A 21,541-nucleotide genomic window follows, 5' to 3' on the forward strand; every position below is an offset into this window, starting at 1 on the left:
GGTGGTGCACCACCCGCACTCGTGACGCATGTACCGCACTCGGGCCGGGGCTGCGGTGGGCGCCGAGTGCGGTACGTCGCGCCGGGTGCGGCAGGTGCACCACCCGCGGTCGGTGGGACGTACCGCGGTCGGTGGGACGTGCCGCGGTCGGCGCGGGTCGTGGGGCCGGCGACGGGCGGCGGTCGTCAGGCGGGCTCGAGGTGCTGCTTCAGCGCCTCGACGAGGTACGCCGAGCCCTCGGCGGTCTCGGTGCCGTGCCCGCCGGCGTGGACGAGGGTGATGCGGCAGCCGTCGCCCTCCGGCTCGACGGTCCAGGTGAGCACGCCCTGGTCGTCGGGCGCGCCCGACCACACCGCCACGAACGTGTGCGACAGCGTGCGCGGCGGGTCGTGCGCCAGGACGGTCCCCCGGATCTGCGGCGTCCCGTCGCCGTCGACGTACTCGACCGGGGAGCCCACCTCCCACGTCGTCCGCGCCGCCGTGCCGTAGTACCAGGCGCGCGTGCGGCCCGGCTCGGTGAGCGCCGCCCACGCCGCCTCGGGCGACGCGGCGACGTGCACGCGGTACACGCGGTCGCTCGTCGTCGCGCTCGTCGCGCTCGTCCCGCCGCTCCCCGTGGCGCCCGTCGCGCCGCTCGTCGCGCCCGTGGTCGTGCCGGGCCCGCTCCCCACCGCCTCCGGCGTGCTGCCGTCGGTCGTGCTCCCGCTCATGTCGTCCGCCTCTCGTCCTCGAGCTCCCGCCTCAGTGCCGTCAGCCCCGAGGCCGTGCGCGCGCCGAAGTCGTCGATCCAGCGCTCCGCGAGCTCGACGATCGGCACCGCGTTGAGGTGGCACACCCGCCGGCGCCCCACCTTGCGCGTCACCACCAGTCCCGCCGCCTCCAGCACGCGGACGTGCTTGAGCACGACGTGCGGGCCGAGCGGCGCCACCTCCTCGGTGAGCTCGCGCACCGAGCGCCCGTCCCGGGCCCGCAGGGCGTCGAGCAGACGCCGCCGGGTCGGGTCCGCGATCGCGGCGATGACGGCGTCCGTACCCACGTCCGCCACGATAGGTGACCGCACGGTCACCCATCAAGGGTCGACGTCGTCGCCCCGCACGGCGGGCTAGGGTCGGACGCCGTGACCCGCCTGCTCCTGGCCTCCGCCTCCCCCGCCCGCCGCGCGACGCTCACCGCGGCCGGCCTGGACCCGCTCGTGGCCGTCTCCGGCGTCGACGAGGACGCGGTGCTCGCCGCGGCCCGCGAGCGCTTCGGCACCCTCGAGCCCGCCGACGCGGTGCTCGTCCTCGCGCAGGCGAAGGTCGAGGCGGTCGCGCGCCGCCTGGCCGACGACGAGACCCTCGCGGTCGCGGGCTGGGACGGCGACGACGACCTCGTGCTGCTCGGCTGCGACTCCATGCTGGAGCTCGACGGGGAGATCCTCGGCAAGCCGGCCGACGCCGACGACGCCGTGGCGCGCTGGCGCGCCATGCGCGGGCGCACCGGCGTGCTGCACACGGGGCACTGGCTCGTCGACGAGCGCCCCTCCGGCGCGGACGGCCCCGGCACCGGCGGCACGCTCGGCGCGACGGCGTCGACGGTCGTGCACTTCGCCGACCTGTCCGACGACGAGGTCGCGGCGTACGTGGCGACGGGCGAGCCGCTCGCCGTGGCCGGTGCGTTCACGGTCGACGGGCTCGGCGGCCCGTTCGTCGAGCGCGTCGAGGGCGACCACCACAACGTCGTCGGCGTCAGCCTGCCCCTGCTGCGCGAGCTGCTCGGCGAGATCGGCCTGCGCGTCACCGACCTCTGGCGGCGCTGACCGGGACCGCGTCCCGGCGGGCGTCCCGGCCCTCGTCCCCACCCTCGTCGCGACGGCCGTCGCGGCGCCCGTTGTCCGACCCGGACAACCGGCGCCCGGCATGCCCGCCGGTGCCACCCCGCGGCGTGGTGGGTTCCTACAACGTCCCCGGCCGGGACCTTGGTACCTTCCCCAATCTTGACCGCCGTGCCGGGCCGCGCCCCGGCGCGCGGGGGTGCCCGCGCTACGGTGAGCCGTGCCCGACTCGACCCCCTTGCGCAAGGTGCTCATCGCCAACCGTGGCGAGATCGCGGTCCGCATCGCCCGTGCCTGCCGGGACGCCGGCCTGGCGTCGGTGGCGGTGTACTCCGACACCGACCGGGAGGCGCTGCACGTCCGGATCGCCGACGAGGCGTTCGCGCTGGACGGCGCGCGCGCCGCGGAGACGTACCTCGACATCGCGAAGCTGCTCGACGTGGCCCGCCGGTCCGGCGCCGACGCCGTGCACCCCGGCTACGGCTTCCTCGCGGAGAACGCCGACTTCGCCCGCGCCGTCCTCGCGGCGGGCCTCGTGTGGGTCGGTCCGCCGCCGTCGGCCATCGAGCAGCTCGGCGACAAGGTGAGCGCGCGGCACATCGCGCAGCGCGCCGGCGCCCCGCTCGTGGCCGGCACGCCCGACCCCGTGCAGGACGTCGCGGAGATCCACGCGTTCGCCGCCGAGCACGGCCTGCCCGTCGCCATCAAGGCGGCGTTCGGCGGTGGCGGCCGGGGGCTGAAGGTCGCGCGCACGGTCGACGAGATCGACGAGATGTACGAGTCCGCGGTGCGCGAGGCCGTCGCCGCGTTCGGGCGCGGCGAGTGCTTCGTCGAGCGGTACCTCGACCGCCCCCGCCACGTGGAGACCCAGTGCCTCGCCGACGCGCACGGCACGGTCGTCGTCGTCTCGACGCGCGACTGCTCGCTCCAGCGCCGGCACCAGAAGCTCGTCGAGGAGGCGCCCGCGCCGTTCCTCAGCGACGACCAGCGGCGCACGCTCGTGGAGTCGTCGAAGGCGATCCTGCGGGAGGCCGGCTACGTCGGCGCCGGCACGTGCGAGTTCCTCGTCGGCGCGGACGGCACCGTCTCGTTCCTCGAGGTCAACACGCGCCTGCAGGTGGAGCACCCGGTCACGGAGGAGATCTCCGGCATCGACCTGGTGCGCGAGCAGCTGCGCGTCGCCGCGGGCGAGCCGCTCGGGTACACCGAGGTGGCCACGCGCGGGCACTCGATCGAGTTCCGCATCAACGGCGAGGACCCCGCCGCCGGCTTCCTGCCCGCGCCCGGGCGCATCACGCGCCTGCGCTTCCCCGCCGGGCCCGGCGTGCGCGTCGACTCGGGCGTCGTCGAGGGCGACACCGTCTCCGGGATGTTCGACTCGATGATCGCGAAGCTGGTCGTGACCGGCGCGGACCGGCGGCAGGCCGTCGAGCGGGCCCGCCGCGCGCTCGCCGAGCTCGAGGTCGTCGGCATCCCCACCGTCGTGCCGTTCCACCGCGCGGTGCTCGACGCCGACGCGTTCGTGCCCGCCGACGCCGACGCGCCGTTCCGCGTGCACACCCGCTGGATCGAGACCGAGTTCGCCGAGACCGTCGCCGGGCTGGGCGGCACGCCCGCCGCCCCTGCCGAGGACGAGGCGCCCGACGCCGCGGCCCTCGAGCGCGTCGTCGTCGAGGTCGGCGGCAAGCGGCTCGAGGTCGTGCTGCCCGCCGCGCTCGGCCTCGGCCGCGGCGCGGGCACCGGCCCCGGTCGCGGCACCCCGGCGCGTCCGGGCGGCGGCGCGCGCCGGACCGCGCGCCCGCGCGCCACGCGCACCGGGGGCAACGGGACCACCCTGGCGTCGCCCATGCAGGGCACGATCGTCAAGGTCGCCGTGGCGGAGGGCGCGCAGGTCGCCGAGGGCGATCTCGTCGTGGTCCTCGAGGCGATGAAGATGGAGCAGCCGCTGGTCGCGCACCGCGCCGGCACGGTGCAGCAGCTCAGCGCCGGCGTCGGTGCGAGCGTGAGCGCGGGCACCGCGATCTGCGAGATCGTCGGCTGACCGGCCAGGACGCCGGCGTGCCGCGCGACGCCCGGCGGGACGGGCCCGAGGCGCCGCGGCACCACGTGACCGGCGACGGCTGGGTCGTGTGCGGCTGCGGCCACCGGCACTGGGGGCTGCACGGCGCCGCGGGCCTGCTGCTCGTGCGGCGCGACGCCGCCGGCCGCCCCGCCGACGTGGTGCTGCAGCACCGCGCCCTGTGGAGCGACGCCGGCGGCACGTGGGCGCTGCCCGGCGGCGCGCGCGCCGAGGACGAGTCCGCCGAGCAGGCCGCGCTGCGCGAGGCGCACGAGGAGGCCGGCGTCGACGCCGCCGCCGTGCGCGTCCTCGGCACGCACGTGCTCGAGCACCCGGGCTGGTCGTACACCACCGTGCTCGCCGAGGTCCTGGCGCCGTTCACGCCCGCCGTCACGGACGCGGAGAGCCTCGAGGTGGCGTGGGTGCCGCTCGACGCGGTCACGGACCGGCCGCTGCTGCCGGCGTTCGCGGACGCCTGGCCGACGCTGCGGGCACGGCTCGAGCGGCGCTGACGGGTAGCGTCACGCCCCGTGACGTCCCCCGACCCCGCCGCCGTGCCCCGCACCGCACCCGACCTCGGCGTCCCGTCGCGCGCGTGGCTGCTCGCGGTGCTGACCGTGCTGGTGGCGGCCACGACCTCGTCGGGGGTCCTGCCGTCGGCCCGCGGTGCCGGGCCCGCCCTCAGCGCGCTGGCGGTCGTGCTGCTGGTGGGCCTCGCCGCGGCGCTGCTGCTCCGCGCGCCCGCCGCCGGGGTGCCCGGCGTCCCGGGACCGCGGCAGGTGCTCGTCGCCACGGTCGCCGCCGCGGGGCTCGCCGTGCCGGCGCTGCTGACCACCGGCGGCCTCGCGGTCGTGCTGACGGGGGCTGCCCTCGTCGCGACGCTGACGGCGCTGCCGCTCGCCGCCGTGCACGTGGCCGCGCGTCCCGGTGGCGGCCGGCAGGCCGCCACCGGCCTGCTCCTCGGCGCGGGTCTGTGGACCGTCCTCGGTGCGGGGCTGCGCGGCGCGTCGGGACCGGGCGGGCCCGGGTCGGACCCCGGCGGCCTGCCGCCCGGCCCCGCGCTGGCCGCCGTCGTGCTCGCACTGAGCGCCGTCGCCGCCGCCGTGGGGCTCGGCCGCGCGGACGCCCTCACCGACGACCCGCCGGCGGGCCGGCCGCGCCGGACGTGGGTCGTCGGGCCGGCGGTGCTCGTGCTCGACCTCGTCCTCGCGGACGCGGCCCACGTCGCGACGGTCGCCGGCGTCCCCGAGGCCGTCGCGGGCCTGGTGCTCGTGCTCGCCACGAGCGTCGGCGTGTGGCTGCTCCTGCGCCCGGACCCGTGGTCCCCCGCCGCGCGGGTCGTCGCCGCGGCCGTCGTGCTGCTCGGTGTCGTGGCCGTGCCGGCGCTCACCGGGCCGGCGGTGCTCGTCGCGGCCGCGGCCGCGCTCGTGGCGGCGGGCATGGTCCTGGCGAGCGCCCTGAGCGCCCACCGGCCGGCACCGCCCGGGGTGCCGCGCACGGCGCTGGCGACCGCCGCCGTGGCCGCCGCGGTGCTGTCCCCGTGGCTGCTCGTCGCCCTGGACCCGTCCGGAGGCACGGCCCTGGTGCTCCTGGTGCCGTGCGCCGCCGCCGCGCTCGCCGGCGCCGGGCTGCGGCGGCGGACGCCCGACCCGGTGGGCGGCGCCGCAGCACCGGCACCCGCGTCGGCGCCCGTGCGGATCCCCCCGCGGGTCAACAGCGTGCGGCTGCTGCTGCTCCCCGCGCTCGTGCTCGCGCTCGCGCACGTCGCCGTGGCGGGCGGCGAGCCGCCGCCCGCGGGCACGTACGTCGTCCTGCCCTGACGCGCGGACCCGCACCGGGACCGCGGTCACCGCCCGCGCGCGTCCCGGCGGGTCAGTCCTCGATGCGGTGGTGCATCATCCGCGCGACCTCGCCGATCGTCCCCGACATCGACGGGTACACGGTGGACGCGTCGGCGATCTGGTCGGCGGTCAGGCGGTGCGTGACGGCGAGCGTGAGCGGGAAGATCGACTCGCTCGCGCGCGGGCCGACGACGACGGCGCCGAGCACCGTGCCCGTCCCGGCGTGCGCGAAGATCTTCACGAACCCGTCCCGCACGCCCAGCATCTTGGCGCGGGGGTTGCGCGCGAGCGGCAGCATGCTGACCTGGTACTGGACGCCGCGCTCCCGCAGCCGGCCCTCGGGCTCGCCGACGGTCGCGATCTCCGGCGCGGTGAAGATGTTCGCGGAGATGCCGCGCAGCGACAGCGGCCGGACGGCGTCGCCCAGCGCGTGCGACATCGCGATGCGGCCCTGCGTCGCGGCCACCGACGCGAGCGGCAGCACGCCGGTGCAGTCGCCCGCCGCGTAGACGCCGCGCACGTTCGTGCGCGAGACCTTGTCGACGGCGACGTGCCCCGACGGCGTCAGCCGCACGCCGGCCTCCTCCAGCCCGAGGTCGCGCGTGGTCGGGACCGCGCCGACGGCCAGCAGCACGTGCGAGCCCTCGACCTCGCGGCCGTCCTCGAGCGTCACGACGACGCCGTCGGCGGTGCGGCGGGCCGCCGACGCCCGCGAGCGCGACATCACCGTCATGCCGCGCTGCGTGAACACCCGCTCGATGAGCTCGGCGGCGTCCTGGTCCTCGCCCGGCAGCACGCGGTCGCGGCTCGAGACGAGCACGACGTCCGCGCCGAGCGAGGTGTACGCGCCGGCGAACTCGGCGCCGGTCACGCCGGACCCGACGACGACCAGCCGCTCCGGCAGCGACGTGAGGTTGTACATCTGCGTCCACGTGAGGATGCGCTCGCCGTCGGGCCGGGCCTCCGGCAGCACGCGCGGCGTCGCGCCGGTGGACACGAGGACGACGTCCGCGTCGAGGGTGTGCTCGCGCCCCTCCGGCGTGCGGACGGCCACGTGCTCGGGGTCGAGGAGGCGGCCGGTGCCCGCGACGACGTCGACGCCCTCCCGCTCGAGGCGCGCACGGATGTCGGCGGACTGCGCCGCGGCAAGCGCCTTCACGCGCGTGTTCACCGCGTCGAGGTCGATGCGGTGGTGCAGCGCGTCGCGCACCGCCGACCCTGTGCCGCCGGCGGAGCCGGGCGCGTCCTGCTCGGGGCCGAGCCCGGCGGCGAGCCGGTCGAGCCGGATCCCCAGCTCGGGCGCGCGGTCGGCGATGGTCATCCACTCGGCCGTCGCGATGAGGGTCTTCGACGGGACGACGTCGGTCAGCACGGCGGAGCCGCCGAGGCCGTGGCGCTCGACCACGGTGACCTGGGCGCCGAGGCGGCGCGCCACGAGCGCGGCCTCGTAGCCGCCGGGGCCACCGCCGACGACCACGACGCGACCGGCGGGCGGTGCCTCGTCGGCGCGACGGACGGTCGAGGCCGCGACGGCGGCGGGGACGTCGGGCTGGGCGGGGGTGGACGTGGCGGGCGCCTGGCTGCTCACGGCTCCATCCTGCCCGACGCGACGACGCGTGCCGACCGGGACGGCTCGCGGGCGCCGCGACGGCTGACCCGCGCGCGCGGGACCGCCGCCGCGCCGCGGCTAGCCTGGGCGCCATGACCGACGCGGACCGCGACCTGACCGCCCCCGACCGCGCACCCGGCGCGGTGCCTGACCTCGACGACCCGGCGACCGACCCGTTCGAGGTCGCCCGCCACGCCGCCGCGGTGCTGGCGGAGCGGACGGGCGTCGCGCGGCACGACGTCGCGCTCGTGCTCGGCTCCGGCTGGGGCGGTGCCGCCGACCTGCTCGGCGAGACGGTCGCCGAGGTCCCCAGCCACGAGGTGCCGGGCTTCTCGGCGCCGGCCGTCCTGGGCCACGTCGGCACGCTGCGCTCGGTGCGCATCGCGGGCACCGACGACCGCCCGGAACGGTTCGCGCTCGTCCTCGGGTCGCGCACCCACCTGTACGAGGGGCGCGGCGTGCGGCGCGTCGTGCACGGCGTCCGCACCGCCGCGGCGGCCGGCGCGTCGACCGTCGTCCTCACCAACGGCTGCGGCGGGCTGAACCCCGCCTGGGGCCCGGGCACGCCGGTGCTCATCAGCGACCACCTCAACCTCACCGCGACGTCGCCGCTCGAGGGCGCGACGTTCGTCGACCTCACCGACCTGTACTCGGCCCGGCTGCGCGCGGTCGCGCGCGAGGTCGACGCGTCCCTCGACGAGGGCGTGTACGTGCAGTTCCGCGGGCCGCACTACGAGACGCCGGCCGAGGTGACGATGGCGGGACGGCTGGGCGGCGACCTCGTCGGCATGTCGACGACCCTCGAGGCCATCGCCGCGCGGCACGCCGGGCTCGAGGTGCTCGGCATCTCGCTCGTGACGAACCTCGCCGCGGGCATCAGCCCGGAGCCGCTCGCGCACGAGGAGGTCCTCGAGGCCGGGCGCGCGGCCGGCCCGCGCATCAGCGCCCTGCTCGCGGACGTCGTGCGCCGGCTCTGACCACGCCCCGCGGGCGGCGCCGGGCCGGTGCCGCCCGCGGGATGCGGGGGTCGCGCGCCGCACCCGGTACCGGCCAGTACGTTGGAGGGGTGAGCGCCGAGAACGACCCCCGTGACGTCCGCGCCGGCGGCGCGCCCGAGCACGCGCCCCGTGGCGCGACCCGCGCCCCCGCGCCGGGGCAGCAGGACGACGCCCGGGCGGACCGCTGGACCGAGCTGCAGGAGCGCGTCGAGGCGTGGGTCGCCGACGACCCCGACCCGGAGACCGCCGAGGAGCTGACCGCGCTGCTGCGCGCGGGCCGCGAGCGCCCGCCCGGCTCCGAGCTGCACGACCCCGACGCCCCGCCCCTCGACCCCGAGGAGCGGCAGGCCGTCGACCAGGCCGCGCGGGCCCGCGCCGACCTCGCGGACCGGTTCTCCGGGCTCCTGCAGTTCGGCACCGCCGGGCTGCGCGGCGAGCTCGGCGGCGGGCCGCACCGCATGAACCGGGCCGTCGTCGTCCGCGCCGCCGCGGGGCTCGCCGCACACCTGCTCGGCGAGCTCGAGGGCGACGCCCGTCCCCCGCGCGTCGTCGTCGGCTACGACGCCCGCCGCAACTCCGACGTCTTCGCGGTCGACACGGCCGCCGTCATGACCGCCGTCGGCATCGAGGTGCTGCTGCTGCCGCGGCCCCTGCCGACCCCCGTGCTCGCGGCGGCGGTGCGCCGCCTGGACGCCGACGCCGGCGTCATGGTGACCGCGTCGCACAACCCGCCGCGGGACAACGGCTACAAGGTGTACCTGGGCGGTCGCGTCGTCACGGACGCCGGGCAGGGCGCGCAGATCGTGCCGCCGGCGGACGCGGCCATCGCGGCGGAGATCGCCCGCGTGCCGTCGGTCGCGTCGGTGCCGCGCGCCGGGAGCGGCTGGACCGTGCTCGACGAGGACGTCGTCACGGCGTACGCCGCGCAGGCCGCCGCCGTCGTCCCCGCGCCGGACGCGGACCCGGCCCGCCGGCGCGGCGCGCTGCGGGTCGTGCTCACACCCCTCCACGGCGTCGGCGGGGCCGTCGCGCTCGACGTGCTCGCGCGCGCGGGCTTCAGCGACGTCCGTGTCGTGCCCGAGCAGGCCGACCCCGACCCCATGTTCCCCACCGTCGCGTTCCCCAACCCCGAGGAGCCGGGCGCGATCGACCTGGCGCTGGCCCGCGCGAGCGTCGAGCGGGCGGACATCGTCGTCGCGCTCGACCCCGACGCCGACCGCTGCGCCGTCGCGCTCGTCGACACGCGCTCGCGCGTGCCCGGCGCCCCGCAGACCCCGCAGGCCGACGGCTGGCGGATGCTGCACGGCGACGAGGTGGGCGCGCTGCTCGGCGCGGACGCCGCGGCCCGCGTCGCCGCGGAGCGCGGCACGGGGACCCGCACCGGCACGGGCACGCACGGCGACGCGACCCACGACGCGCCCGTGCTGGCCTGCTCGATCGTCTCGTCGCGGCTGCTCGCGTCCGTCGCCGCGGCCGCGGGCCTGCGGTCGGCGACGACGCTCACCGGCTTCAAGTGGCTCTCCCGCGTGGAGGGGCTCGCGTACGGGTACGAGGAGGCGCTCGGCTACTGCGTCGACCCCGCGCACGTGCGCGACAAGGACGGCATCACCGCGGCCGTGCGCGTGCTCGACCTCGCCGCGCGCCTCGCCGCCGAGGGACGCACCCTCGTCGACGCCCTCGACGACCTGGCGCGCGCCCACGGGCTGCACGTCAGCGGCCAGGTGAGCGCGCGGTTCGCGGACCTGTCGCGCATCGGCGCGACGGTGCAGCGCCTGCGGGAGCAGCCGCCGACGACGCTCGCCGGCTCGCCGGTCGTCGAGGTGGTCGACCTGGCCGCCGGCACCGACGAGGAGCGCGGCGGCCTGCCGCCCACCGACGGCCTGCGCCTGCTCACCGCGGACGGCACGCGTGTCGTCGTGCGGCCGTCCGGCACGGAGCCGAAGGTCAAGGCGTACCTCGAGGTGATCGAGCCGGTCGCGTCCGACGCGGACCGGCACGCCCTCGACGCCGCCCACCGCGACGCGCGCGACCGGCTCGCGCGGCTGGCCGACGACGTGCGCGGCGCGCTCGGCATCGACGGCTGACGGACGTCAGCGCGTCTGCGTGCAGCGGAGCTGCGGGACCGCCGTGGCGGCGCCGTCCTCCGCGGGCCCCGTGAACCCGAAGACGGCCGTCTGCCCGTCGGCGACCGTGCCGTTCCACGACAGGTTCTCGGCCGTCACCGTGCCGCCGCCCGTGCCGATGTCGGCGCCCCACCGGTCGTTGATGCCGAGCCCGGGCACGGCCGACCACTGCACGAGCCAGCCCTGCACGCCGGGCGCGGTCGCGGTGACCGTGACCTGGGCCTGGTAGCCGCCGGGCCAGGAGTTCACGAGCTCGTACCGCGCGGTGCACGCGCCGGCGGGCACCGCCGGCGGCGGCGCCACGACGCCGGGCGACGCGGGGCCGGACGGCGGCGGGGGCGGTGGCGCGGGCGGTCGCGTCGCGGCGGCGCCGCCCTCGGCCGGCGGCGTCGCGGACGGCGTGCCCGTGCTCGTGCCGCCGCCGGGTGCGGGGGTGGCCGTGCCCGGGTCCGGCGGCGCCGTGGCGGCGGCGTCGGCGGGTGCGGGCGTCAGCGCGAGGTCCTCGGCCGTGAACGGCGTCACGGGCGGGGTCGCGTCCGCGGCCGTCCCGTCGCACGTCCCGTCCGGCCGGTAGGCGGTGTGCTCCCCGGCCGCGCAGGCGCGCGAGACGACCACGTCGCCCCCGACGACCACCGAGCCGGACAGGTGGGCGCCGCCACGCACGACGGCGGCGTCGCGCACGACCGCGCGCCCCTCCACCACCGCACCCTCGTCCACCCACGCGCGTCCCTCGAGGCGGGCCTCGCCGTGCACCTGGGCCGCACCCCGCACGACCGCGCGCGGCCCGACGAACACGGTCGCGTCGACGCTCGCGCGGTCGTCGACCCAGCCGCCGCCGTTCGCGTGGCGGTGGCCGCCCGGCGGCGCGGGCGCGGCCGACGGGTCCGCGACGGTGGCGCCCGCGACCCGGAACTCGTACGGGTAGCGCGTCGTGGGCGCGTCCCCCGCGCCCGTGAGCACGGCGCCCGGCGTCGCCGTGACGACCAGCAGCACGGCCTCGTCGCCGGCGCGCGGCGTCAGCGTGACCTCGCCGTCCGCGGTCTCGGTCACCGGCCCGTACCGGACGCCCTCGGCGCCCACGGCGACCATGCCCACGCTCCAGCCGGCCGTGCCGGGCGCGAAGGCCTCCGCGTGGCCGCGCACCCGCACGCGCACGTCGCCGCCCGACCCGTCGGGGACCAGCCGCACCACCGTGAACCCGTACGCGCCGGGGGCGAAGGCGCCCGTCACGCGGTGGTGCGCCGGGTCGCCCGGCACGGGCTCCGTCGGGGTCGTGCGGTCGGCGACGAGCACGGGGTCGACGTCGTCGAGCAGTCCCACGCCCGCCCGGCCGGCAGCGTCCCCCGCGGCGGCGCGCATCGCGTACTGCGCGACCCGGCGGTTGAGGACGCCCGGGTCGGCGGACGTCAGCCGGGCGTACGCGCCGAGCACCGTCTCGCCGTCCCGCACGCCCGCCCAGAGGTCGGCGACGAGGCCCGGGTCGGCGCGCGCGACGAGCGAGTCGAGCAGCAGCCAGCCCGCCGCGCCGTGCCGGGCGCTCCCCCACGCGAGGTGCGGCGCGCGCAGGAGCTCGGACACGTCGGCGTGCTCCCCCGGCACCGCGAGCGTGGCCAGGTACGCGGCGCTCGCCGACCGGAACGCCGTCGTCGCCGGCTCGACCGGCCCTCCCCCGCCGCCCGCGGCGGCCGTCACGCGCAGCGCGAGCTCGGCGAACCCCCGCGCGAGCTCCCACGACGTCCCGGGGGCGGCCGTGGCGGCAGGGCCACCCGGGGCCCCCACCGAGCCGGCGGGCGGCCCGTCGGGCGGCGGCGCGGGCGTCGCCGTGCCGTCGGAGGACGCGGCCGACGTCGCCGGCGCGTCCGACGCTCCGCCGCCCCCGTCGCCGGTCGCAGCGTCGGGCGTGGACGCGTCGCCGGCGGACGCGTCATGGGCGGACGCGTCGTCGGCGGCGGCCAGCACCGCGGGCGTCACCCGCAGCACGCCCACCCCGTCGACGACGGCGACGACCGTCCCGTGACCGTCACCAGCAGCGGCCCCGGCACCCGCTCCCGACCCCGCGCCGGCACCGGCCGCGTCCCCCGCGCCCGGCCCGTCCGGCCACGTCCCGTCGACGACCACGAGCAGCTTCCGCTCCGCGAGCGGGCCGTCGCGCGCCCCGAGGCCGAGGTCGTCCACGTGCACCGCGTGCAGGCGCTCGAGCCGCGCGAGCGCCGCGGCCGGGTCGAACGCGAGGTCGGCGTCGGCCGCGCGCGGGTCGGCGCCCGCGCGCCCGCCCCAGGCGAGGGCGACGTGCTCGCCCTGCCGCACGTGGGCGGTCTCCCAGGCGGTCCGCCAGGCGTCCGGCACGACGAGGTCGCGCGGTCCCCCGGAGGTGCTGCCGAGGGCGGTCGCCAGCACGGCGCCGAGGACGAACGGCACGAGGAGCGCCACGACGAGCGTGCCGCGTCGGAACCTCCCCATCGCGCGTGCGTCTCCTCCCGCCGGGTGCGCACGCCGAGGTCCGTGGACCGTGCCCTGCCGTGCCTGTCGTCGTCCGCCCGCCGCGGCGGGTCGGACAGGTGTCCACCATCGTCGCGTGCGGACACCCGAGTCAACGCCCGGAACGTCCGGCCCGGGGTGGTTTCACCCGGTCGGGGAGCCGATTCTCACGGGGCTCTCACGTGCGGCCGCCGTGCCGTGCCGCCCGCGAGGCGCCCCCGGCGTCGGTGCTCGACGTCAGTACCCGACCTCAGTACCCGGCGTCAGTACCCGGCGTCCGCCGTGAGCCCGCCGAGCACGGCCGCCGTGCCGGACAGGCCGAGCCGCGTGGCGCCGGCGTCGATCATCGCGACGGCGTCCTGCGCGGTGCGCACGCCGCCCGACGCCTTGACGCCCAGCCGGCCGCCGACCGTCCGCGCCATGAGCCGCACGGCGTGCACGCTCGCGCCGCCCGCCGGGTGGAAGCCCGTCGACGTCTTCACGTAGTCGGCGCCGGACGCCTCGGCCGCCTCGCACACCGCGACGATCTCGTCGTCGCTCAGCGCGGCCGACTCGATGATGACCTTGAGGACGGTGGGCGCGGGCGCGGCGGCCCGCACGGCGGCGATGTCCGCCGCCACGTCCGCGAACCGGCCGGCCTTCGCGGCGCCGACGTCGATCACCATGTCGACCTCCGCGGCGCCGTCACGCACGGCACGCGCCGCCTCGGCGGCCTTGACGTCGCTGTGGTGCTTGCCGGACGGGAACCCGCACACCGTCGCGACGAGCAGGTCCGGCTCGCCGTCGAGGCCGACGGGGACCTCCAGGGGCAGGAACGACGGCGACACGCACACGGCGTACACCCCGAGCCGGATGCCCTCCGCGACGAGGGCGTCGACGTCGGCGCGGGTGGCCTCCGGCTTGAGCAGCGTGTGGTCGACGTACCGGGCGAGCGCGACGGCGTCGAGCGCCGTGCCGGTGCCGCCGGCGGAGCCGTCGCCGGTGCCGTCCGCAGCGCCGTTCGCGGTGCCGTTCTCCGTGCCTTTCTCGGGCGTGCTGGGGTCGGTGGTCATGCGCGGTGCCTCCCGGGCCGGGCCGTGCCCGGCGTCGCAGCCGGGCGGGTGATGCGGTCGACGAGCGCACGGCGCTCGTCCTCGTGCAGGAACGCGTGCCGCGCGGCGGTGACCGTGACGGCGACGAGGTCGTCGGGCGTCCAGCCGGCCTCGCGCACGAGCAGCTCGAGCTCGCGCGACAGGGTCGTGCCGGACTGCAGGCGGTTGTCCGTGCTGACGGTGACCTCGAAGCCGAGGCGCAGCAGCGCGGTCGCGGGGTGGTCCGCCACGGAGGGCGCCGCACCGGTCTGCACGTTGGACGACGGGCAGATCTCGAGCGGCACGCGGCGGTCGCGCACCCAGTGGGCGAGCAGGCCCAGGCGCGCCTCGCCGTCGGGTCCGACCTGCACGTCGTCGGCGATGCGCACGCCGTGGCCCAGGCGCAGCGCGCCGGCCGCGTGCAGCGCGTCCGCGACGGAGTCGAGCCCGGCGGCCTCGCCGGCGTGCACGGTGACGGGGAAGCTCGCGTCGCGCAGCGTGCGGAACGCCGACGCGTGCCGCGACGGCGGGAACCCCGCCTCGGGCCCGGCGATGTCGAACGCGACGACACCCGCGTCGCGGTTCGCCAGCGCGAGCGCGGCGACCTCGTCGGCGCGGTCGGCCTGCCGCATCGCGGACAGCACCTGCGTCACGCGGATGTCGTGCCCGGCGTCCCGCGCCTCGGCCGTGCCGTCCGCGATCCCGGCGCGCACGGCGTCGACGACCTGCTGCAGCGACAGGCCCGCCCGCTGGTGCTGCTCGGGGGCGTACCGCTCCTCGGCGTGCACGACGCCGTCGGCGGCGAGGTCGAGCACCGCCTCGCGCGCGACGCGGTGCAGCGCCTCGGCCGTCTGCAGCACGCCGACGGTGTGCTCGAACGTCTCGAGGTAGCGCTCCAGCGAGCCGGACGACGCCGACTCGACGAACCAGCGACCGAGGGCCTCGGGGTCGGTCGTCGGCAGCGCGTGGCCCGACCGCGCGGCCAGCTCGACGACGGTCGCGGGGCGCACACCGCCGTCGAGGTGGTCGTGCAGCAGGACCTTGGGCAGGGCGCGGACGGCCGCGCCGACGTCGGCGCCGGGCGTGCCCGGCGCCGGGGGGTGCGCGGTCATCCCACCACCGTAGCGGGACGGCTCACGCCCCCTGGACCTCGTCGTCGTCGACCGGGACCTCCGCGGCCTGCTCGACCACGTCGGCCTCGTTCGCCGCGTCCGCCAGGTCCGCGCGCGGGAAGCCCGGCGTGTACTCCTCGGGGTCGGGGCGGTCCGTCAGCGCGTCCTCGTCGGACGTGGCGGCGGGGTCGGTCAGGCGTGCGGGCACGTCGGGGTCGGCGGGGACCAGCCCCGCGTCGCGCCACGCGTCGTCACCGGGCACCGTGCTCATCGCTCCTCCTCCGGTCGGCGGGTGGGACGTCCCCATCGTGCAGGGCGCCCCGGCCGGCCGCGACCGGCCGGGGCGTGCGCTCAGCCCGCGGCGACCCGGTCGAGCACGAGCGGGCGCGGCGCGGCGCCGGCGGCCGCGGCGTCCGGGGACACGACGACACCGCCGGCGAGCGCGTCGCGCGCGCGGCCGAACCGCTCCGGGGTGTCGGTGTGCAGCGTCAGGAGCGGCTGGCCCGCGCGCACGCGGTCACCGGGGCGCGCGTGCAGCTCGACGCCCGCACCGGCCTGCACGGGGTCCTCCTTGCGTGCGCGGCCGGCGCCGAGGCGCCACGCCGCGACGCCCACGGCGTACGCGTCGAGGGTCGTCAGCACGCCGTCCGCCTCCGCCACGACCTGCTCACGCTCGCGCGCGACCGGCAGCTCGGCGTCCGGGTCACCGCCCTGCGCCGCGATCATGCGCCGCCAGACGTCCATCGCGCGGCCGTCGGCCAGCGCGGCCGCGGGGTCGGCGTCGGGCCGCCCGGCGGCGTCGAGCATCTCGCGGGCCAGGGCGACGGTGAGCTCGACGACGTCGGCGGGGCCGCCGCCGGCGAGCACCTCGACCGACTCGCGCACCTCGAGCGCGTTGCCCGCGGTGAGCCCGAGCGGCACCGACATGTCGGTGAGCAGCGCGACGGTGCGCACGCCGGCGTCCGTGCCCAGCTCGACCATCGTCCGCGCGAGCTCGCCGGCCCGCTCCGCGTCCTTCATGAACGCGCCCGAGCCGACCTTGACGTCGAGCACGAGGGAGCCGGTGCCCTCGGCGATCTTCTTGCTCATGATGGAGCTCGCGATGAGCGGGATCGCCTCGACGGTGCCGGTGACGTCGCGCAGCGCGTACAGCTTGCGGTCGGCCGGCGCGAGGCCCGACCCGGCCGCGCAGATGACGGCGCCGACGTCCTCGAGCTGGCGCATCATCTCGTCGTTCGACAGCGCCGCGCGCCAGCCGGGGATCGACTCGAGCTTGTCGAGCGTGCCACCCGTGTGGCCGAGACCGCGGCCCGACAGCTGCGGCACGGCGACGCCGAAGACCGCGACCAGGGGTGCGAGCGGGAGCGTGATCTTGTCCCCAACGCCCCCCGTGGAGTGCTTGTCGGCGGTGGGGCGCGACAGCCCCGAGAAGTCCATGCGCTCGCCGCTCGCGATCATCGCGGCGGTCCACCGCGCGATCTCGGCGCGGTCCATGCCGTTGAGCAGGACCGCCATCGCGAGCGCGGACATCTGCTCGTCGGCGACCACGCCGCGCGTGTACGCGTCGAGCACCCAGTCGACCTGGGCGTCGCTCAGCCGGCCGCCGTCGCGCTTGGTGACGATGACGTCGACGGCGTCGAAGGGCTCGTTCATGCGTCCTGCTCCTCCCCCGCGGCGCCCGCCGCAGCGGACCCCGCCCCGCTGCCGTCCGCGGCCCGCTCGACCAGGTCGACGGGGCCGAACGCGTCCGGCAGCACCTCGCTCATGGGGCGCACGCCCCGGACGGTCTCGACGAGCAGGTCCGGCCCGCCGTGCTCGAACAGCAGCTGCCGGCAGCGTCCGCACGGCGCGAGCACGTTGCCGTGCCCGTCGACGCACGTGAACGCGACGAGCCGGCCCCCGCCCGTGACGTGCAGCATCGAGACGAGGCTGCACTCGGCACACAGCGTGACGCCGTACGACGCGTTCTCGACGTTGCAGCCCGTCACGACGCGGCCGTCGTCGACGAGCGCGGCGACCCCCACGGGGAAGCGCGAGTACGGCACGTACGCCCGCTCCAGCATGCCGCGCGCGGCCTCGCGCAGCGCGTCCCAGTCGACGTCCGCGGTGCTCACCACGGTGCCCTCCTCCTGCGTGCTCACTTGACGTACGGGATGCCCTCGGCGGCGGGTGCGCGCACCCGGCCGGCGAACCCGGCGACCGCGAGGATCGTGACGATGTACGGCGTCATGAGCAGCAGCTGCGGCGGGACGGAGCTGCCGATCGTGCCGAGCACGGTGCGCAGGTTGTCGGCGAAGCCGAACAGGAGCGCGGCCGCGACGGCGCCCTTGGGGCTCCACCGGCCGAGGATCATGGCGGCCAGCGCGATGAACCCGCGTCCGCCCGTCATCTCCTTGCCGAACGCCAGACCCGACGCGACGGTGAAGAACGCGCCGCCCAGGCCGGCGACCGCCGAGCCGAGCAGCGTGTTCCGCACGCGCGTGCGGTTGACGTCGATGCCGACGGTGTCGGCGGCCTTCGGGTGCTCGCCGACGGCGCGCAGGCGCAGGCCCCACCGGCTGCGGAACAGGTAGACCTGCAGCGCGATGACGATGACGTACATGAGGTAGACGAGCAGCGTCTGGCGGAACAGGATCGGCCCGATCACGGGGATCTGCGACAGCACCGGGATCGGCAGCACGGGCAGCGCCTGGCGCTGGTTCCACGTGCCCGGGTCCTCGGAGAGCACCGTCGAGAACAGGAAGCTCGTCAGGCCGACGACCAGCACGTTGAGCACGACGCCGACGATGATCTGGTTGACCTGGTAGCGCACCGCGAAGAACACGAGCAGCAGGCCGACGAGCGCACCGGCGACCGGCGCCGCGACGAGGCCCATGTACGCCGAGGCGGTCAGCGAGCCCACGACGGCGGCGATGAACGCGCCCGCGAGCAGCTGCCCCTCGATCGCGATGTTGACGATGCCGACGCGCTCGCACACGACGCCCGAGAGCGCGCCGAAGATGAGCGGCGTCGCGAGGAACAGCGTGCCCGTCGCGACCGACGTCAGCGGGATGACGGCCGAGCGCCCGGCGCCCGCGAACGTGAGGAACGCGAGCAGCAGCGCGACGCCGAACACGACCGGCAGCCACAGGCCGGTGCGGCGGCCCGCGCGCGTGCGCACGAACGCGAGCGCGGCGAGCGCGACCGCGAGCAGCACGAGCACCCACACGACCGGCCCGGCGGGCACGGCGAACGTCGGGATCTGCGCGAAGTCGGTGTCCGTGGACAGGCGGAACCGCGTGTCGCCGTCCGGCGTGCGCAGCGGCATCGCGAGCAGGGCCACGAGGGCGACGACCGCGTACGCGATCGGCGCGCGGTAGCTCGGGCGGGCGGTCACGGCGGCGTCCGGCGCGGGCGCGGCGGCCGTGGCGGGGGTGGCCAGGCTCATGCTGCGGCCTCCACGGTGGAGCGGCGGCGGGTGCCGGGCGCGGGCAGCCGGAAGACCGCACGGACCAGCGGCGGCGCCGCGATGAACAGGACGATGAGCGACTGCAGGACGAGCACGATGTCGATCGGCGTGCCGGTCCGGGTCTGCATGAGGCGGCCGCCGGCAGCGAACGCGCCGAACAGCAGGCCGGCGAGCACCGTGCCGAGCGGCTTGGAGCGGCCGAGCAGCGCCACGGTCAGCGCGTCGAAGCCGATGCTGCCGGCGATGGCGCCGGTGAGGTTGCGCTCGGTGCCGAGCAGCTGCGCGCCGCCGGCCAGGCCGGCCAGCGCGCCGGCCACGGCCATGACGAGCACGGTCACCCACGGGACGGAGATGCCGGCGGTGCGCGCCGCGTGCGGGTTGGAGCCCACCGCGCGGAACCGGAAGCCCAGCGTCGAGCGCTCCATCAGCCACCACACGCCCACGGCCGCGAGCAGCGCGAGCGGGAACCCGAGGTGCAGCCGGAACGCGTCGCCGAGCAGCCCCGGCAGCATCGCCGTCTCCGCCACGGGCCGACCCACCTGGGGCGTCGCGGAGCGGAACACGTTCGTCGTCAGCAGGTACAGCACGAGGAACACGGCGATGTTGTTGAGCATGATCGTGACGATCACCTCGTGCGCGCCCGTGCGGGCCTTGAGCACGCCGGCGATCGACGCCCACACCGCGCCGCCGATCGCGGCGCCGACCATCGCGAGCAGCAGGTGCACGCCCGCGGGCAGGTCCCACGTGAAGCCGATCCACGACGCGACGATCGCGCCGAGCGTGATCTGCCCCTGCGCGCCGATGTTGAACAGGCCGGCGCGGAAGCCGATGCCGACGCCGAGGCCCGCGAGGATCAGCGGCACCGAGATCGTCAGCGTCTCCGTCAGCGGGCGGATCGCGCGCTGCGGGCTCGTCGCCGCCCAGTCGAACACCGCGCCCTGGAACAGCGACGCGTACGCGCCGGACACCGTCTGCCACAGCGCCGTGAAGAAGTCCGACGGCCGCGCGAACAGGTAGCCGGCCGTGCGCTGCACGTCCGGGTCCGCGGCCGCGATGAGCACCGCGCCGATGAGCAGCGCGAGGACGATCGCGCACACCGTCATCAGCCACGACGACGAGAGCATCTCGCGCAGCACGCCGTCGCCCGTGGGGCGCCGGTCCTGCGGCCGGTCGGCGGCCGGGGCGCCCGCGGGCACCTCGTCGACGGGCGGCTGCGCCGGGGGCGTCGTGCCGGGCTGGCTCATCGGCCCTCCTCCTGCTCCTGCGGGGCGTGCGCCCGATGGTCCCCGGCGTCCGCCGCGCCGAGCGTGGTGTGGTGGGCGGCGGCCTGCGCGACCGCCTCCTCGAGCGGGACGCCCGCCATCATGAGGCCGAGCACGTCGCGGTCGGTGTCCCCGGGGACGATCCCGACGACGCGGCCGCGGTACATGACGGCGATGCGGTCGGCGAGGGCCACCACCTCGTCGAGCTCCGTGGACACGATGACCACGGCGGTGCCGTTGTCCCGCTCCTGCACGATCCGCTTGTGCACGAACTCGATGGACCCGACGTCGAGGCCGCGGGTCGGCTGCGACGCGACGAGCAGGCGCAGCGGCCGCGACATCTCGCGCGCCAGGACGACCTTCTGCTGGTTCCCGCCGGAGAGGGTGCCCGCGTGCGCGTCGACGGACGGCGTGCGCACGTCGAACTCGACGACGCGCTGCTCGGCGTTGCGCCGCAGCAGGCCGCGGTCGATCGCGCCGCGGCGCGAGTAGGGCGCCGCGTCGACGAGGTCGAGGACGAGGTTCTCCTGGATGGAGAAGTCCGCGATGACGCCGTCGGTGCTCCGGTCCTCCGGCACGAAGCCGAGGCCCGCGCGCAGCCGGTCGCGCACCGACAGGCCGGTGAGGTCGGTGCCGTCGAGCTCGAGCGAGCCGGCCGTCGGGTGCACGAGCCCGAGCACCGCGCCGGCGAGCTCGGTCTGCCCGTTGCCCTGCACGCCGGCGACCGCGAGGATCTCGCCCGCCGCGACGTCGACCGACGCCTGGTCCACCACGGGCGTGCCCACCGCGTCCAGGACCGTCAGGTCCCGCACGCGCAGGACGACGTCCCCCGGGGTGGCGGGCGCCTTGTCGACGCCCAGCGACACCGCGCGGCCGACCATGAGCGACGCGAGCTCGGTCTCGGGCGCCGACGGGTCCGCCGTGCCGACGACCTTGCCGCGGCGGATGACGGTGATGCGGTCGGCGACCGCGCGCACCTCGCGCAGCTTGTGCGTGATGAAGAGGATCGAGGTCCCCGCCGCCTTGAGCTGGCGCATGATCTCGATGAGCTCGTCGGTCTCCTGCGGCGTCAGCACCGCGGTCGGCTCGTCGAGGATCAGCACCTTCGCGTCGCGCGACAGGGCCTTGATGATCTCGACGCGCTGATGCACGCCGACGGGCAGCTCCTCGACGCGTGCGTCGGGGTCGACGTGGAACCCGAACCGGTCCGCGACCTCCGACACCTGGCGGCGCGCCCGCGCCACGTCGATGAGGCCGCCGCGCGCCGTCGGCTCGTGCCCGAGCGCCACGTTCTCGGCGACCGTGAACACCGGCACGAGCATGAAGTGCTGGTGCACCATGCCGATCCCGGCGGCCATCGCGGCGCCGGGCCCGTCGAACGCGACCGGCTCGCCGTCGAGCAGGATCTCGCCCTCGTCCGGGGTGTACAGCCCGTACAGGGTGTTCATCAGGGTGCTCTTGCCGGCACCGTTCTCGCCCAGCAGGGCGTGGATCTGTCCGGGCTCCACGACCAGGTCGATCGCGTCGTTCGCCGTGAACGACCCGAACCTCTTCGTGATGCCGCGCAGCTCGAGCCTCATGCGACCCGCTTCCGTTCTCGTCTCGTCGCCTGATCGCCCGTCGTCGCACGTCAGGCGCCTGCCGCCGGTGCCCTGCCGCTCGACCGTACACGCCGCCGGTCGTGCAGGTCCGTCGCACGCGACGGCCCGGGTGGTGGTCCACCCGGGC

The 21,541-nt window shown here is 77.3% G+C and carries 18 protein-coding genes; 6 read left to right on the forward strand and 12 right to left on the reverse strand.

The window, feature by feature from the left end; all coding sequences use genetic code 11:
- Nucleotides 1-185 precede the first annotated feature (185 nt).
- Together ACFUMH_RS12040 and ACFUMH_RS12045 are read right to left on the reverse strand one after the other, a co-directional pair.
- A complete protein-coding gene (locus tag ACFUMH_RS12040; RefSeq protein WP_378205384.1) occupies nucleotides 186-710 on the reverse strand; it encodes an SRPBCC domain-containing protein in 525 nt (174 codons plus the stop codon).
- Nucleotides 707-1,036, reverse strand: coding sequence for an ArsR/SmtB family transcription factor (locus ACFUMH_RS12045; RefSeq protein ID WP_378205389.1), 330 nt, complete (start codon nucleotides 1,034-1,036; stop codon nucleotides 707-709). Before ACFUMH_RS12045 ends, ACFUMH_RS12040 begins: the two co-directional genes overlap by 4 nt.
- A gap of 81 nt (nucleotides 1,037-1,117) precedes the next feature.
- Between ACFUMH_RS12045 and ACFUMH_RS12050 the strand changes: the two genes are divergently transcribed.
- The 4 genes from ACFUMH_RS12050 (at nucleotide 1,118) to ACFUMH_RS12065 (ending at nucleotide 5,692) form a co-directional block, all read left to right on the forward strand.
- Complete coding sequence (locus tag ACFUMH_RS12050) at nucleotides 1,118-1,798, forward strand: Maf family protein (RefSeq protein WP_378205392.1); 681 nt, start codon at nucleotides 1,118-1,120, stop codon at nucleotides 1,796-1,798.
- A 235-nt stretch (nucleotides 1,799-2,033) separates the two neighbouring features.
- The gene (locus tag ACFUMH_RS12055) at nucleotides 2,034-3,854 is read left to right on the forward strand and encodes an acetyl/propionyl/methylcrotonyl-CoA carboxylase subunit alpha (RefSeq protein ID WP_378205395.1); all 1,821 of its coding nucleotides are present in this window, start codon (nucleotides 2,034-2,036) and stop codon (nucleotides 3,852-3,854) included.
- Between the two features lie 17 nt (nucleotides 3,855-3,871).
- Complete coding sequence (locus ACFUMH_RS12060; RefSeq protein WP_378205398.1) at nucleotides 3,872-4,384, forward strand: NUDIX domain-containing protein; 513 nt, start codon at nucleotides 3,872-3,874, stop codon at nucleotides 4,382-4,384.
- A gap of 18 nt (nucleotides 4,385-4,402) precedes the next feature.
- Nucleotides 4,403-5,692, forward strand: a complete 1,290-nt coding sequence (locus tag ACFUMH_RS12065; RefSeq protein ID WP_378205401.1) for a hypothetical protein — start codon at nucleotides 4,403-4,405, stop codon at nucleotides 5,690-5,692.
- 52 nt (nucleotides 5,693-5,744) lie between these two features.
- On the opposite strand, the gene ACFUMH_RS12070 is transcribed toward ACFUMH_RS12065, so the two are convergent.
- Nucleotides 5,745-7,301, reverse strand: coding sequence for an NAD(P)H-quinone dehydrogenase (locus tag ACFUMH_RS12070; protein ID WP_378205404.1), 1,557 nt, complete (start codon nucleotides 7,299-7,301; stop codon nucleotides 5,745-5,747).
- 113 nt (nucleotides 7,302-7,414) lie between these two features.
- Between ACFUMH_RS12070 and ACFUMH_RS12075 the strand changes: the two genes are divergently transcribed.
- Together ACFUMH_RS12075 and ACFUMH_RS12080 are read left to right on the forward strand one after the other, a co-directional pair.
- Nucleotides 7,415-8,299 carry a purine-nucleoside phosphorylase gene (locus ACFUMH_RS12075; RefSeq protein WP_378205407.1) on the forward strand — a complete coding sequence of 295 codons (885 nt, stop codon included), beginning with the start codon at nucleotides 7,415-7,417 and terminating at the stop codon, nucleotides 8,297-8,299.
- Between the two features lie 215 nt (nucleotides 8,300-8,514).
- On the forward strand, nucleotides 8,515-10,404 hold the full coding sequence (locus tag ACFUMH_RS12080; protein WP_378205439.1) for a phospho-sugar mutase: 1,890 nt from the start codon (nucleotides 8,515-8,517) through the stop codon (nucleotides 10,402-10,404).
- Nucleotides 10,405-10,410: 6 nt separating this feature from the next.
- Here the strand turns inward: ACFUMH_RS12080 and ACFUMH_RS12085 are convergent, their stop codons facing one another.
- From ACFUMH_RS12085 to ACFUMH_RS12125, 9 genes are all read right to left on the reverse strand, one after another.
- Nucleotides 10,411-12,903: a DUF6055 domain-containing protein gene (locus ACFUMH_RS12085; RefSeq protein WP_378205410.1), complete on the reverse strand. Its 2,493-nt coding sequence runs from the start codon at nucleotides 12,901-12,903 to the stop codon at nucleotides 10,411-10,413.
- A gap of 281 nt (nucleotides 12,904-13,184) precedes the next feature.
- Nucleotides 13,185-13,973 (reverse strand): deoxyribose-phosphate aldolase, encoded by a 789-nt coding sequence (gene deoC / locus ACFUMH_RS12090; protein ID WP_378205413.1) that lies wholly within the window; start codon nucleotides 13,971-13,973, stop codon nucleotides 13,185-13,187.
- Complete coding sequence (locus ACFUMH_RS12095; protein WP_378205416.1) at nucleotides 13,970-15,103, reverse strand: adenosine deaminase; 1,134 nt, start codon at nucleotides 15,101-15,103, stop codon at nucleotides 13,970-13,972. Before ACFUMH_RS12095 ends, deoC begins: the two co-directional genes overlap by 4 nt.
- 22 nt (nucleotides 15,104-15,125) lie before the next feature.
- Nucleotides 15,126-15,374 carry a hypothetical protein gene (locus ACFUMH_RS12100; protein WP_378205419.1) on the reverse strand — a complete coding sequence of 83 codons (249 nt, stop codon included), beginning with the start codon at nucleotides 15,372-15,374 and terminating at the stop codon, nucleotides 15,126-15,128.
- Between the two features lie 80 nt (nucleotides 15,375-15,454).
- Nucleotides 15,455-16,756, reverse strand: coding sequence for a thymidine phosphorylase (locus ACFUMH_RS12105; RefSeq protein ID WP_378205422.1), 1,302 nt, complete (start codon nucleotides 16,754-16,756; stop codon nucleotides 15,455-15,457).
- Complete coding sequence (locus ACFUMH_RS12110) at nucleotides 16,753-17,244, reverse strand: cytidine deaminase (protein WP_378205426.1); 492 nt, start codon at nucleotides 17,242-17,244, stop codon at nucleotides 16,753-16,755. The genes ACFUMH_RS12105 and ACFUMH_RS12110 overlap by 4 nt, the downstream gene beginning before the upstream one ends.
- Complete coding sequence (locus tag ACFUMH_RS12115) at nucleotides 17,241-18,530, reverse strand: ABC transporter permease (RefSeq protein ID WP_378205429.1); 1,290 nt, start codon at nucleotides 18,528-18,530, stop codon at nucleotides 17,241-17,243. Before ACFUMH_RS12115 ends, ACFUMH_RS12110 begins: the two co-directional genes overlap by 4 nt.
- Nucleotides 18,527-19,795: an ABC transporter permease gene (locus ACFUMH_RS12120; RefSeq protein ID WP_378205432.1), complete on the reverse strand. Its 1,269-nt coding sequence runs from the start codon at nucleotides 19,793-19,795 to the stop codon at nucleotides 18,527-18,529. The genes ACFUMH_RS12115 and ACFUMH_RS12120 overlap by 4 nt, the downstream gene beginning before the upstream one ends.
- Nucleotides 19,792-21,393: an ABC transporter ATP-binding protein gene (locus ACFUMH_RS12125; RefSeq protein WP_378205436.1), complete on the reverse strand. Its 1,602-nt coding sequence runs from the start codon at nucleotides 21,391-21,393 to the stop codon at nucleotides 19,792-19,794. Before ACFUMH_RS12125 ends, ACFUMH_RS12120 begins: the two co-directional genes overlap by 4 nt.
- Between the last annotated feature and the right edge of the window lie 148 nt (nucleotides 21,394-21,541).

The organism is Cellulomonas sp. NPDC057328, from assembly GCF_042667215.1.
Lineage (GTDB): Bacteria > Actinomycetota > Actinomycetes > Actinomycetales > Cellulomonadaceae > Cellulomonas.